The organism is Prevotella scopos JCM 17725 (assembly GCF_018127785.1).
Taxonomy (GTDB): domain Bacteria; phylum Bacteroidota; class Bacteroidia; order Bacteroidales; family Bacteroidaceae; genus Prevotella; species Prevotella scopos.
In genome coordinates, this window is sequence record NZ_CP072389.1 from 509,160 (window position 1) to 523,774 (window position 14,615).

Here is a 14,615-nt window from a genome sequence, read left to right on the forward strand (position 1 = left end):
CAAATGCAAATTTACTAAAAAAGGTGGAGATAGTTATCTTCACCTCTTTAAATATTGTTAAGGTTTTACGTTTAATGACTTCTATCCGTATCTAATTACATAACTCCGTGGGAAAAAGATGGTGTTTAATAGACAAGATGTATCTGTTACATGCTATTCTGATGATGATAAATGTTTTTTGAGTTATTGATAAAGCGATAGGTTGCTAATCGTTCTGTGTTTATCATTCACACTTCTATTTTGTAATGAAAATTCACATCATGAAAAATAAAAGATGCTCTTTTAGCTTCTAATTAAGGCTTAATTGACTTGTAAGAGATGCCCTTTTGAGGTCTTACTAACGCCCTTTTGAAGTCTAATTAAGCACCTTTTATTGGGTGGTTGTGTAACTGGTTGAAAACTAATTGGTTGTGATTGCGCTAAAAAAACTTCTATTTCGATGATTTGCTGTGCTTTTTCATCTTCTTTTTGTTGTAATATTTTACCAGTAAATGTTTGTTTTTAGTAGTCCTTTTCTTAGTTGTGTTTAGATTATTTGATGCGCTAAATAATAGGGTGGAAAGCCCTTTTTAATTTCACTTTATTGTTATAAGTTAAAAAAAACAAGGTGTGTCTTTGTACCACAAATTACCATTTGTACCACAAAGACCCTTGCCCCGAAAGGGGATTAAATCACTCCAAAGTCGTGATTAGATAACAGAATAAAACATAAGATTAGGCTAAAATTAGAAGTAGCCAACAACAATCGTTACGGACACAGAGAGACAGAGGAAGTGCCATGCTGGTATAGATGGGACACCCGTATGACCGACGTGAAAGACCAGCTGCGTGTCATTGCCTTATACAATATATCGGGTGTCGTAAGCAAATCCGATTTTGTCCGTGCCCGAATCCTCGGGGAGAGTTTCAGACACTACCTAATATCATCTCTTTTCGTATCATCCCACACCTTAAGAGTGTAATAACTTGTGTGCGTTATATTATTCAAGGGAGAAATAGAAACTCTAAAAAACAAAGTATCATTGAAATGACTATTCTTTAGTTTCTTATTATATGGGGTTACGATACAGTAAACACTATCATCATAGTTATATTTATCATATTCAACTATTATTTGGTATGGGAGTTCTGGGTGATTATTTCCAGTATCATCCTTTTTTGTTAGCTTGATTGCGTGCATGTTCATGAAGTTGTCCCATTTAAATCCCTTTTCAACAAAAATACTTTTTACATGTAATAGTGGGGACACTTTATATTTTACATCCTTGACAAATACACCATTATTTTTGGATTCCTGTTTAGTTAAAGAAAACATTCTTGCTCCATCATAGCCATATCCATAATAACCAATTGATATATTTAAGACTTCAAGAAATAATACACACAATGCAATTATCAGGAAACATATAATAATGACTTTTTTTTTCATTTTCATATACAAATAGGATTAGGTGATACAATAATGACTTTTTTTTTCATTTTCATATACAAATAGGATTAAGTGATACGTCATTAAATGACATATCACCCTTCTTGCATTTTTATTTTTGTCTGCGACGATGGTTACCAGAAAAGTTTGGATTGAAACTCTTTGGCTGTTTCCCATTTTGTTTAGCAGATTTTCTGCGATTCTCTGTTGGTTTTTCCTCTCTTCCCTTCCGTTTTTTGTTTGGAATGTCGGGTGTACTTCCAATTGCCTTAGGATCATAGACCGCACGAGGGTGTCGCTTCGGAACATTGTCATAGAGCTTAGCAATCAAGTCACTACGTCCAATGCGGTGAAGCTCTCGCTCAATGTCACGGCGTGCCTCAGGCTTATACCAGAAGAAAAATTGTCGCTGTGCAAGTTTCTCCTTTGGTGTCTTTGCAGAGAAGATTGGTTCGAGGGTATAAGGGTCATAGCCCGTGTACCAAGCTTCTGTAGAAACAGTCATTGGGGTAGGGGTGAAGTCCTGCACCTGCTCCAAATGGAAGTCAAGGTCTTTTGTCAGTACCGCCAACTCTGCCATGTCCTCCTCCTGACAGCCAGGGTGAGAAGATATGAAGTAAGGAATTATCTGCTGTCGCATATTCTCCTCACGGTTAATGCGGTCAAAAATCTTCTTGAAAGCATAGAATTGTTGGAACGACGGCTTACGCATAAGTCCCAATACGCGATCTGATGTATGCTCTGGCGCAACTTTCAAACGACCACTAACATGGCGTGTTATTAGCTCGCGAGTATATTGTCTGGCAGCCTCGTTACTCTTCTCATCCTTACTCTTGTGCAGGAGAAGGTCGTAACGTACACCAGAACCGATAAAACTCTTCTTGATTCCAGGCAATTCGTCGACTGCATGATAGATTTCAAGCAGTTTGGTGTGGTCAGTTTCAAGGTTAGGACATATTTCTGGGTTTACGCAGCTTGGACGTTTACAATGCTCACAAGCTTTCAGGTTCTTACCCGCCATACCATACATATTTGCTGATGGACCACCAAGATCAGAGAGATAGCCCTTGAAATCGGGCATCTGCATAACCTGCTTTACTTCCTTTAAGATACTTTCTTTGGAACGACAACTGATAAACTTACCTTGATGTGCAGAAATCGTACAGAATGAGCAACCTCCAAAACATCCGCGATGAATATTCACACTGTGTTTAATCATCTCGTAAGCAGGGATTGTCTTACCACGATATTTTGGGTGTGGTTCACGTGTGTAAGGGAGATCGTATGCCGCATCTACCTCCTCTGTTGTCATTGTCGGGTAGGGAGGATTAACAACAGCATAGACATTGTCAACAGCTTGCAGAATTCGTTGTGCATGTTTCTTGTTCGATTCTTCCTCTATGTATTTGAAGTTCTCCGCTTGATACTTTTTATTATGCAAACAAGATTCGTGTGAATGGAGTACGATATCATCCGCCTTAATTCCTTCTGGAATATCTGATTCTTTACAAAGATAAACTGTTTGTGGAATATGTTTCAGGTCTTTGATATTAGCACCATTTTCCAACTCCTGTGCAATCCTTACCACTTGTTTTTCACCCATGCCATAGATAATCATATCGGCACGTGCATCACAGAGAATACTCTTGCGAAGACAATCTTTCCAATAATCGTAGTGGGTGAGACGTCGCAACGAAGCCTCAATACCACCTAAGACAATAGGTACATCTGGATAGAGTTGTCTGAGGATATTCGAGTAAACGATGCTTGGATATTCTGGGCGCAAGTCGTGTCTGCCATCAGGAGAGTATGCATCTTCAGAACGCAGACGACGATTGGCTGTGTATTTGTTTACCATCGAGTCCATGGCGCCTGGTGATATACCGAAGTAGAGACGTGGCCGCCCCAACTTTTTAAAGTCGCGGAAGTCACCATGCCAATCAGGTTGTGGTACGATAGCTACCTTGTACCCTGCTGCTTCAAGGGTTCTGCCAATAACAGCTGCTCCAAAGGCAGGATGATCAATATAGGCATCACCAGAAAAGAGGATAATGTCTAACTGATCCCAACCACGGAGTTCAACCTCTCTCTTTGTAGTAGGGAGGAAGTCTGTTAGCTGAAATCTTGAAGGTCTGGCTGTCTTAGTCTCATTTTTAACAGCCTCTTCTCTATCTTGTCGCTTGGTTGCTGTTACTTTTTTATGCTGCTTTGCAGTTTTTTTATTTTCTTTTTGTGAACTCAAATGTCTTTGTTTTAATTAAAGTTATCTGTGAGTGTATTATTGACTTATGAGAATCTGAACCTTATTCTACCTAGTTGTTTACTATTCAAATTGTTTCTTTGTTTTCCTCTTCAGCGTCTTTATGCGAAACGCCCCATTCTTTGTAGAGTAAAACAAGATTTTTAAGTCCGATGGCTTTCATGTTTTGATTATAGATGACATCAAGACATAAATTCAATAAGTCTTTATCTTTACCAGGTTCTGACTCAAGAAGTCCACGAACATTGAATTTCAGTTTATCGAGGATGTTCTCGTCGATAATACCATTGGAATCAACCAATCCAGAAAGAAGTGAATACTTCTGAATAGTCTCAAGATGGTTGTCAGTAACCTCAATGCTTCGTGTTCCCGAAGCGTTTGCTTGAATTTTATACATAGTCTTTACGCTTTTAGATTATTCCAATTTCTTTGTTATTACTTCTTCATCAGAAACGTTACAATACCCTTCATGATGCTATTGCGTGTTGCAGCATCCTTGATACACTCGAAGGGGAATGATAATGTGAAGACACTATTGTCAGTTCCTTTATATGCCACAGCAGCTGTCCGTCCATCAGCATAAGTTAATGTACTGAAAGCGTTGTCAGCAGGTAAGATGTTGTCAGGAGTGTAAGCACCGTAATGCTGCTCATTAATAGTTCGATAAACATCGAAGGACATTCCCATACCACTTACTACAGAATTATAGTTGTCATAGTTTGCACCATCAAAGGATATCTTAAGGTTGTTTCTCAACCATTCCTGTTCATCAACAGCTTGCATATCGGATGCAAGATAAGAACCGCTGACAAAGAGCTTACCATGTGCATTTAGATACTTTGATAGTTGTTGACAAAGTGCAGGCTTGAAAGCTTTGTAATAATACAAACTATGTCCATCATCCTTTTCATTGCCAAGGAGTAAGTCGATCATTGCATATTTAGTAAGGTTTACTTCATTATACTCCACAGCCTTACTATCACAACTTACAACATTGTATTTTCCGGCATATCGTAAAGCTTCTGCGTGATCTTTAACGTAATTGAAGTCATTACCCGCAATAATCTTACCAACAAGTTCCTCGCCACCATAACCTAAGGCATTAGGACCTTCTTTGCCCATCATAGCTTTATTGAAGTTGGCTTGCCTTCCTGTCCATCCAGCCACAGGACCATAGCTTAAGCCTGGGTCAGCTTCAAGGTCGAAGCCTTGTTCTGTACTTGTGTTGACAACTGCGGGAGAAGAAAGACGATGGAAGCCATTGATAATGAGAATTGTCTGTTTTGCTCCTTCATTGTATAAGGCTGAAAGTGTAGCTGTTGGGAAGCTTTCTCCGCCACGATTACAAGCTGTTATTTTAAAGTTATATACAACACCTGGCAGCAAGTCTATCTCAAAATAAGGATTACTAACATTCACACCATTGTCAAATCCTCTTGTTCCCATTGCAACATAAACATTGTAGGATGTTGGATTAGCTGATGGTTCACTAGTGTCAGAGGTAGGCCTCCACTGTAATCTCACTTTCTTAGAAGATACATATTCAATCTTGAAGTTTTGTGGAGCAAGTGGTTGAACCGTATAAGTCTTACCATGCATGTTTGCTTCATATTTCAAGATGGTCTTATAAACTGAGCGTGCTAAAGTAAACTTGAAATTAGGGTCTTGTCCTAACTTAATGTCAGGGAAGTTTTGATGCGAAAGAGTTTCAAGGATTGCTGATGGCACTTCGGGAAGACGAGTTTCACTGTAGTTGCGATCCCAAATGGAACGGGTAGTCCAATTCATGTGGAAAGCATTATCTAAATCTTTCTTAACATTGGCTACCAACTGTTCTGCAAAGGTCTTAGAAACCTTACGTGAAAGACCATCACCTAAAGTGTTGTCTCCACTTTGTGTTGTACAGATGCCCAAAGTGCCTACAAAACTATCATCAGCTTTTACGCCAGCATCGCTGTGTATGGCCAATGTGAGTTCAATAGGAACCTTTTTCCCATCCTTCTTATCAGGGAGATAACAAGAGCCTCCTGCAAGCCAATTCGTCATCAATGATCGACAGTTGATATCGTCGTTATAATCATTAGAACCATTACTCTTGCTGACGACACTCCATGGAGCTCCAGCCCATTGTGTTGAGTATCTTGCTCCTTCAAGGAAGCGTGGAACGCCACTTATTGTTCCACCACGAACAATATTGCCCATACCACTACCGAAGCGAACGGCATCCGTGGTGACAATGCCTCTACGAGAACTATGATTTGTCAAAACAACAGAGTTATTGATGCTATTTCCTTTGTCAAAATCAAACGTACCAAGATAAACCCATGTGCCTCCACCCATACGCTGGTTCACACGGAAATGAGTTTCTTGTCCCTTGTGAAAAACAATATATTCAGCTGCATCAACACTTTTCTTTTGTGTTTGATAACTTACATAGACAGCGTAGCGTCCAGTTTCAGGGATGGTTGGTTGATAGACGACTGAACTAAGCTTACTGTTACGCTTTCTTGCTTTAACTTGTCGCGCTGTACCTGCTGTAAATGGATTCTCACCATCGTTATAGCTGCCATAATGTAGTGCGAAACCTTTTGTGGATGTAGTAGCCCACTTCTTCTTCATACTTTCTTCCTTATAGTCGATACGACTATCATTATCAACTATAATTTCATTCTTTTGCCAGTTTCTTTCACGTGGTGTAAAGACAATGGCGCCTGCATTCTCAAGCATTGGAATGAGATAAGGAAGAACTATCGTTTGTGTATAAAGGTCCTCCGTGGTACAGAACAAGATGGGTCTTTGCCATTTCCATCCGCCTTTATTTGCATCATAATATTTTCCATGGGACGACCAAACAGAAAGATGTCTGTTTTGTAATCCCTCTGTTATTTCATTTGGGCGAGAAACATTTTTCACCCAAGGCGCATCGTCATAATTGGTTTTCCCCCATGTTGATTTACCCACTTGTGCAAAGGTATTCGCAAACGATATTGCAAGAAGTGCTGTAAACAGTAGTTTTATCTTCATTATCCGTCTAGTTTCCAATCGTAAACAATTCTGGATGTTTACCCTTAAAGTCTTTGAAATACAATTTGACTTCCCTCATATCTTTTTCTATGTCACCTGAAGGTGTTATGACCTTAGAACACTCTATCAGTTTCCGTTCATAATCTAAACCATATAGATAGATAGGCAGTTGAGCTTTTAAAGCAATATAATAAAAGCCCTTCTTCCAATCAGGGTTTAAACTTCTGGTACCTTCTGGAGTAATACAAAGTTGAAACTTATCAGCCTTCATTGCATAATCAGCTAATCTGTCTGTCATACTCGTTTTCTTATCACGCCATACAGGAATACCTCCAAGACTTCGAAAGATAGGACCTAGTGGCCAGAAAAACCATTCCTTCTTCATGAGGAAATTACTTTTCTGTTTTTCAGCCCGGGCATAAAGTTGTCCTATAAGAAAATCAAGATTACTCGTATGAGGTGCAAGGCAAATAATAGCTTTGTCAGGCAAAGTAAACCTAACATCCTTCTTCCACCCCATAAAATTATAAAGAAGCCACTTAGATAAAGCTTGTAACATTATGCAAGGTTATTGAGTTGATCAACAATCTCATTGACTTCTTTACTAAACTTATCCTTTAAGTCTTTGAAATAGACTTTAGCAGGCATACCAGGTTGAACATGAGACACGCGTCTGATGTAGTTGCTGTGCATTACCAAGATGGCAGTGAGGATAGCCTCTGTATTGTCATTATCACGATTTTCACCATAGAGAGATGCTGCGATACCCTCTGTGAACAAATCACCACAAATATAATTGATGGTGCGTTTCAAATCTCTTTTGTTACTCATATTTAATCCTAAATAGCTATATTTTACATATTAACGTTCAAAGATAAATAAAAAAATAGAAAAGCAAAGCTTTCTCACATAAAAATAGAGTTAAAATTTTAATTTAGCTTTTTTTCTTTTCTTTTATCGGATAAAAAAGGTAATTTTGCAGAAGATATGATGTAATGACAAAGTGAAGGTAAACTTCCTTTGTTCTCGTTTGCATTTAATTATCGGAATTAAAGATATAAAACAAATCATTATATTTAAATCATTTAAATTAAACACATGGAAATTAGCGCATTGCAGAAGGAAAGAGCAGGCTATCAGCCAAAGTTACCAAAGGCTCTTCAGGGTGCAGTAAAGGTGAAGGAAGGTGCTCCTACACAGAGTGTTGACAATCAGGAGGAAATCAAGAAGTTATTCCCTAACACGTACGGAATGCCTCTCGTAGAGTTTGTTCCATCTGACGCAGCAAACAATGCTAAGATTAACGTTGGTATCATTCTCTCAGGTGGTCAGGCTCCTGGTGGACACAATGTTATTTCTGGTCTCTTTGATGAGGTTAAGAAGTTAAACCCAGAAAACCGTCTTTATGGTTTTCTCATGGGTCCTGGTGGTCTTGTTGATCACAAATACATTGAGATTACAGCAGAAAATCTTCAGGCTTACCGCAACACTGGTGGTTTCGATATGATTGGTTCTGGTAGAACTAAACTCGAGAAGGAAGAGCAGTTTGAGAAGGGTCTTGAGATTATCCGCCAGTTGGATATTAAGGCTATTGTAATCATCGGTGGTGATGACTCTAATACCAATGCTTGTGTATTGGCAGAATACTATGCTTCTAAGAATTATGGTGTTCAGGTTATTGGTTGCCCTAAGACTATTGATGGCGACTTGAAGAACGATCAGATTGAGACTTCTTTCGGTTTCGATACAGCAACTAAGACATACTCTGAGCTTATTGGTAACATTGAGCGTGACTGTAACTCTGCTCGTAAGTATTGGCACTTCATCAAGTTGATGGGTCGTTCTGCATCTCACATCGCTCTTGAGTGTGCTTTGCAGACTCAGCCAAACATCTGCTTGGTATCTGAGGAAATTGAATCTAAGGATCAGACTTTGAATGATATCGTTGAGTATATCGCAGGTGTTGTTGCATACCGTGCAGAGCAGGGCAACAACTTCGGTGTTGTTTTGATTCCAGAAGGTCTTATCGAGTTTATTCCTGCTATCGGTCGTTTGATTCAGGAGTTGAATGATTTGCTCGCTGCTCATGGCGCTGATTATTTGAACCTTGACAAGGATGCACAGCGTAAGTATATCCTTGAACACCTTTCTGCAGAGAACAAGGCTACATTTGAGACACTTCCAGAGGGTGTTGCTCGTCAGCTTTCTCTCGATCGTGACCCACACGGAAACGTACAGGTATCTCTCATCGAGACAGAAAAGCTTATCTCTGAGATGGTTGCAGCTAAGCTTGATCAGTGGAAGAAGGAAGGTAAGTACAATGGTAAGTTCTCTCCTTTGCACCACTTCTTTGGTTACGAGGGTCGTTGTGCAGCTCCTTCTAACTTTGATGCAGACTACTGTTACGCACTTGGTTCATCTGCAGCTCAGTTGATTGCAAATGGCAAGACTGGTTACATGGCTATCGTTAAGAACACAACTGCAAGTGCTGATCAGTGGAAGGCAGGAGGTGTGCCAATCACTATGATGATGAATATGGAGAGACGTAATGGTGAGATGAAACCTGTTATTCGTAAGGCACTTGTTGAGCTTGATGGTGCTCCATTCAAGACTTTTGCTGCTCAGCGTGAGAAATGGGCTAAAGAGACTTGCTACATTTATCCAGGTCCTATCCAGTATTGGGGTCCTTCTTCAGTATGTGATTTGACTACCAAGACACTTGAGTTAGAGCAGGCTAAGTAATAGTATATTTATAAAGAAGAAATAGAGGGGTAATTATATCCTCTGTTTCTTCTTTTGCTTTATACAACATAAACTTTGTCATGTCTTATAACTATTTAATGAGTTGACAATAGAATTAATAATTCATTTAATTCTTATTCTTCTATTATTGTATTAATGTAAAGAATAGAGACATATTTTATGGTTATAAGTAGTACTTAATAGTCTTGATTTACGTGGTCATATAGTATCCAATTGAATTCCCATCATCAACTTGTTCGAATACGATACTAATTCGTTTTTCATGAAGAGAAATTCCTCATTCATGAGAAGAGTTTGTAAAATACAAGTTAACACAGAGTTTAAGTAAAACTTCAAATTACCCTAAAGCAAGAACATGTTTATTTCCAAAGTACTTCATTCACTACTAAAAACTTGGGCGCATCTGCCAAGTTGGATGAAATGGGTTGGAGGAGTGTGTGTTGCTGTAGTATATAGTTATTTATTTTATTTCTTTTTTGTTTCACCTACAGGCTTCAGATGGCGTGCTATCTATGGTGACCCTGATTATCCAGAAGGATATACGATTTATGGAATTGATGTAAGTCGTTATCAAGGTACGATTAACTGGAACCGACTCAGGAATGCGTTGATTGATCGTTCACCTATACGTTTTGTTATAATAAAATCTACAGAGGGTGATAATCATGTTGATGCGATGTTCAGAGATAATTTCTATAATGCAAAAGAGTCAGGCTTTATTCGTGGAGTCTATCATTTTTGGAGCAATAACTCTTCTGCACGTCGTCAGGCTTATTTCTTCCTCGCAATGGTTCATCTTCAGCCAGGTGATCTCCCACCCGTACTCGATGTTGAGCATAAACCACAGAACATTAGCACTGAAGAGTTTCAGCAAAACATTCTGACTTGGTTACATATTGTAGAAGATAAGTACCATGTAAAACCTATCATCTATACCTATTATAAATTTAAAGATCAATATCTTTCGGATTCACGCTTTGATGATTATCCTTATTGGATAGCGCATTATTATGTTAATCAGATGGAATATCAAGGTGCTTGGAAATTCTGGCAACATACCGATGCCGGCAGACTACCTGGTATTAAGGGATACGTAGATTTAGATATCTACAATGGTAGTTTCTACGATTTGCAACATCTACTTATCTCAAAAGAGGTTACGCCCGCTCAAGTAACAAACAGCACCAGTCATGATTCAACAAGCGTTGACTCTCTTTCAGACCAAGTTCATTAGCTTTATGAAGGATCGCTTCTGCGTCCTGTTCATAAAAACCACTTAAAATTATCTTCGAATTAGTCGTCATGACGCTGACAAATTCGTCAATGTCATCAAGGATAATATTACGATTGATATTTGCTAAGATGACATCAAAGACACCACTTACATGTGACAAAACTCGTTTGTCGCCTTCAAGAACGTCTAATTCGATATCATTCAGTTTGGCATTGTGTTCTGCATTGCGTACACTCCACTCGTCAATGTCATAGCTGACAATATCCTTTGCACCACATTTTGCAGCTACAATACCTAGAATACCCGTACCACAGCCACAGTCGAGAACTCGTTTGCCTTTAAGGTCTTGACTCAGTAATAATGAAACTATCATCTGTGTTGTTTCATGTGTGCCAGTTCCAAAAGCCTGTTGTGCGTCTATAACTATCTTCATCGGTATGTTCGCAAGTTGAGGATACTTTGAAATGGCCTCTTGCTCCATATTTTTACAGACGATAGCACAACGATTATCAATGATAATAGGATCAAACCCAGTTTTCTCCCATTCTTCATTCCAATTCTTATCTTCTGCTTGATTTACCGTAAACGAAACCTTTACATCAGGAATAGGTAGATGCTGAATGGTTTCAGAGAGTGTTTCTTCATTGAAAAGATCTTCTTGACAGTATCCAACAAGTCCGTCTGATTCGTCTGTGAAAGAATCGAAACCAACTTCGCCTGCAAGAGCTGCTATTATGTCTCTTACATCCTGAGAATCAGGTTCTGCCGTAAACTTTACTTGTATATATTTCATCTTGGTGTTAAATTTATACTGCAAATTTATAAAAAATAGGGAAAAACCTACCATGGATTAGGGAAAATCCGTATATTTGCAAAGAAAGTTGTCTTATTTTTGCACTATAAAGATTGTAAACATACTAATTCTTGGTGTTAAAAATAAATATAATTAAAAAATATAAGGTATATGAAACGATTTGTTTTGCTTTCAGTTTTGTTTGGAGCTATGAGGGTGTGTCAAAATGGACACATCCTCTTTTTACCCCCCCCCTTTACCTTGTCTACCATATAAATCATTATTTACTATAGCTATGCTGCTAATTTCATATAAAATGATTTATTGGTCTTTAAATAGCCTATATAAACTTGTATAGAGCATCTGAAGGTGACTAAAAGTACCTCCATAATGGCTTTTAGTTCCTTGAGATTAGTTTTTCTGCACATTTTTCCTATGTTAAAGGCAATGGCAAAGAATGCAAAGTCCATGTTGACCTTGTCTTTCCCAAAATGCCTAAACCTCTTGTAGGCTTTATTATATTTTGTTTGTCCAAAAACAGCTTCAGGTTCTATGCACCTTCGTCCTCGATGCTTGATGCCTTCTTCCGAGGTCAGTAGTTCCCGTGCCTTTTGTTTATAGTGCTGTAGTTGGTGGTTTACTTCTATAATTCTGTTCCCTCTTGCCTTAAAACATGAGCCTCTCAACGGACAACCATCACAGTGTTCTGCCTGATAACGTACGCTGTAAGTAACGAATCCATTAGAGGTTAGGGAACGCTTCATACCTATACGCCTCATGTGCTGTCCCATAGGGCAGACGTAGAAATCCTGTTCCTTATTATAATAAAGGCTTGCGGGACTGAATGGGTTAGGTGTGTAGCGTGGACGCTGCTCTTTATGGAAGTAGTTATACTTCACATAGGCTTCCATATTATGTACGTCCATGAACAGATAATTCTCCTCGGAGCCATACCCTGAATCGGCTACGACTGTCTTGGCATAACGATGATAGCGTGATTTGAAAGACTCCAAGAAAGAAGGTAGTGTGAGTGTATCGGTACGATTGGCATAGAGTGCAAAGTCGGTGATAAACTGGTTCTCCGTTGCTATCTGCAGATTATATCCAGGCTTAGTCTGTCCGTTCCGCATAGCGTCCTCCTTCATGTGCATAAACGTGGCATCAGGGTCGGTCTTGCTGTAGGAGTTTCTCTCTCCCATAATCTCAAGGTGTTGGTCATACTCCTGGAGTTTATTACGTTTCTTCTCAAGTTCTTTAAGCTGTTTTTTCTTGGTTCTAACAGCCTGCTTCTCTTCTTTTGTCTTAGGTTTAGGGATTGATTCCAAAGACTTGTTCAATTCCTCGGATATCTCATCAAGCAGAGCTGCAGTGAACTCAATACCTTCTTTCTTAGCGGCATTATCCTGCGCAATGACATCGTCAACCTGAAGCAAGAGTGTGCGTATTTGTTCCTGCAACTTGGTGCGGTTCTTTTCCACGGTTCTCTTCCAAACGAAGGTATACTTGTTAGCTTTCGATTCTATTTTTGTGCCGTCAATATATTCAACGTCAAGACTTATCAAACCTTTGGCTGCAAGTACTAATACGACTTGTGTGAATATATTGTTGATTTCCTTTTTCACACGATTACGAAAACGATTGATGGTAATAAAATCAGGCTGCTCATATCCTGCCAGATAGATGAAATGAATGTCACGCTTGAGAAGTGACTCTATACGACGGCAGGAATAGATATTATTCATATAGGCGTAAAGAATCACCTTAAGCATCATTTGTGGATGATAAGGCTTGCGACCACTGGGCTTATAAAGTTTGTAGACATTATCCAACATAAGATTATCCACCAAGGCGTCTAAAAGACGAACAGGGGCATCTTCTGCGATATCCTTATCGATTCTTTGAGGAAAAAGAATCATTTTCTTGTGTATGTAAGAACGAAAGTGTATCTTTGTCATAATGAGATTTTTTTAATGCCTAAAGGTACAAAAACTTTAGGAAATAGCAAAGCCCTGGCTTGAGAAAGTCGGGGCTTTGTGCATAAAAAAGAGGATGTGTACATTTTGACACACCCTCACAAGATGACCTTTATTTCACTCCGTCAAAGGTAGAGCAGTCTGCTTATCAACAGAATAGGATAGAGGAAGATCGCCCCGCATATTATAGCGGTATTGGCAAGTCTAACGATGAATATAATCGTCGTGGAAAATACAACTATAAGAAAATTGGTGTTGATTCTTTGGGCAACGACATTTTTATGTCACGTATCTCTACACAACATGGTGACTCTGTAGTACTTGATACTATCTATGGAGGTTTTACACGCAAGTATGAGAGTGGCGAGGATGATTTCGCATATAGCAGACGAATGAGCCGTTTCGATGGCTTCTATGGTGGATATTATGATCCTTGGTTTGCAGGTCGGTCTTCAATTTATTTGGGTTGGGGATGGAATTCACCTTATTATGGTGGTTGGTATGATAGCTGGGACGACCCTTGGTATTATGGTTATTATCGCGGCTATCCATATTATGGCTATTATGGAGGTTACCCATATTACAGCTACTATGGTGGCTACCCATATTATAGTTATTATGGTGGTTATCCTTACTATTATGGCTATGCGGGCTACGGCTGGTACAACCCTTGGGGAAGATATTATGGCTATTATGGTGGCTATCCTTATTATGGCTACGGAAGAAGTGGCTACTATACTTACAATGGGCATACAGGTACTGCTAATCATTGGGGTAGTTCACAAAGAGACTTTGGCTCTCAGACAAGAAGTAATGTCTATAGCAATGGACAATCTGTTTACTCAACTCGTCGTGGAAATGTAAACCAGTATGGTAATACAGCTGCTCCACGTAACGATATGAACAATTATTATGACCGCTTTGGTGGTGCACGTCAGAATGGTTATGAGAATCAAACACGCACTTATTCTCAGCCAGAACGCTCAACATTCTCACAGCCTTCACCAAGTTCTTTTGGTGGTGCAAGAAGTGGTGGTAGCTTTGGCGGTTCATATTCTGGTGGCGGTGGCAGCGTTGGTGGTTCACGTAGTGCCTTTGGTGGTCATAGATAATATTTAGGATAATGAATGTTTAATTAA

Annotated in this window: 10 protein-coding genes and 2 pseudogenes; 4 read left to right on the forward strand and 8 right to left on the reverse strand. The window is 39.1% G+C overall.

The features are described from left to right. Positions 1 to 713 precede the first annotated feature (713 nt). Positions 714 to 923: pseudogene (locus J4856_RS13085) on the forward strand (plasmid mobilization protein); the annotation flags it as partial. On the opposite strand, the gene J4856_RS01900 reads toward J4856_RS13085, so the two are convergent. The 6 genes from J4856_RS01900 to J4856_RS01925 form a co-directional block, all read right to left on the reverse strand. Continuing rightward, a complete protein-coding gene (locus J4856_RS01900; RefSeq protein WP_234967287.1) occupies positions 914 to 1,429 on the reverse strand; it encodes a hypothetical protein in 516 nt (171 codons plus the stop codon). The pseudogene J4856_RS13085 and the gene J4856_RS01900 sit on opposite strands and share 10 nt — an antisense overlap. 112 nt (positions 1,430 to 1,541) lie before the next feature. Beyond that, entirely contained in the window at positions 1,542 to 3,671 is a 2,130-nt protein-coding gene (locus tag J4856_RS01905) for a YgiQ family radical SAM protein (RefSeq protein WP_065368033.1), read from the reverse strand. Between the two features lie 85 nt (positions 3,672 to 3,756). Continuing rightward, complete coding sequence (locus J4856_RS01910; RefSeq protein WP_025839862.1) at positions 3,757 to 4,086, reverse strand: hypothetical protein; 330 nt, start codon at positions 4,084 to 4,086, stop codon at positions 3,757 to 3,759. A gap of 38 nt (positions 4,087 to 4,124) precedes the next feature. Continuing rightward, positions 4,125 to 6,713: a golvesin C-terminal-like domain-containing protein gene (locus tag J4856_RS01915; RefSeq protein WP_025839861.1), complete on the reverse strand. Its 2,589-nt coding sequence runs from the start codon at positions 6,711 to 6,713 to the stop codon at positions 4,125 to 4,127. Between the two features lie 7 nt (positions 6,714 to 6,720). Beyond that, entirely contained in the window at positions 6,721 to 7,272 is a 552-nt protein-coding gene (locus J4856_RS01920; RefSeq protein ID WP_025839860.1) for a 1-acyl-sn-glycerol-3-phosphate acyltransferase, read from the reverse strand. Beyond that, positions 7,272 to 7,544: a hypothetical protein gene (locus tag J4856_RS01925; protein ID WP_025839859.1), complete on the reverse strand. Its 273-nt coding sequence runs from the start codon at positions 7,542 to 7,544 to the stop codon at positions 7,272 to 7,274. The genes J4856_RS01920 and J4856_RS01925 overlap by 1 nt, the downstream gene beginning before the upstream one ends. Before the next feature lie 267 nt (positions 7,545 to 7,811). Here J4856_RS01925 and J4856_RS01930 point away from each other — a divergent pair, with 267 nt between their 5' ends. Further along, positions 7,812 to 9,455, forward strand: a complete 1,644-nt coding sequence (locus J4856_RS01930) for a diphosphate--fructose-6-phosphate 1-phosphotransferase (RefSeq protein ID WP_025839858.1) — start codon at positions 7,812 to 7,814, stop codon at positions 9,453 to 9,455. A gap of 376 nt (positions 9,456 to 9,831) precedes the next feature. Further along, positions 9,832 to 10,710: a glycoside hydrolase family 25 protein gene (locus J4856_RS01935; protein WP_025839857.1), complete on the forward strand. Its 879-nt coding sequence runs from the start codon at positions 9,832 to 9,834 to the stop codon at positions 10,708 to 10,710. Here J4856_RS01935 and prmA read toward each other — a convergent pair. Further along, complete coding sequence (gene prmA, locus J4856_RS01940) at positions 10,634 to 11,503, reverse strand: 50S ribosomal protein L11 methyltransferase (protein ID WP_025839856.1); 870 nt, start codon at positions 11,501 to 11,503, stop codon at positions 10,634 to 10,636. The genes J4856_RS01935 and prmA overlap by 77 nt on opposite strands. 293 nt (positions 11,504 to 11,796) lie before the next feature. Continuing rightward, positions 11,797 to 13,458, reverse strand: a complete 1,662-nt coding sequence (locus J4856_RS01945; RefSeq protein WP_065367651.1) for an IS1182 family transposase — start codon at positions 13,456 to 13,458, stop codon at positions 11,797 to 11,799. Between the two features lie 116 nt (positions 13,459 to 13,574). On the opposite strand from J4856_RS01945, the pseudogene J4856_RS01950 reads away from it, so the two are divergent. Further along, positions 13,575 to 14,588: pseudogene (locus J4856_RS01950) on the forward strand (hypothetical protein); the annotation flags it as partial. Between the last annotated feature and the right edge of the window lie 27 nt (positions 14,589 to 14,615).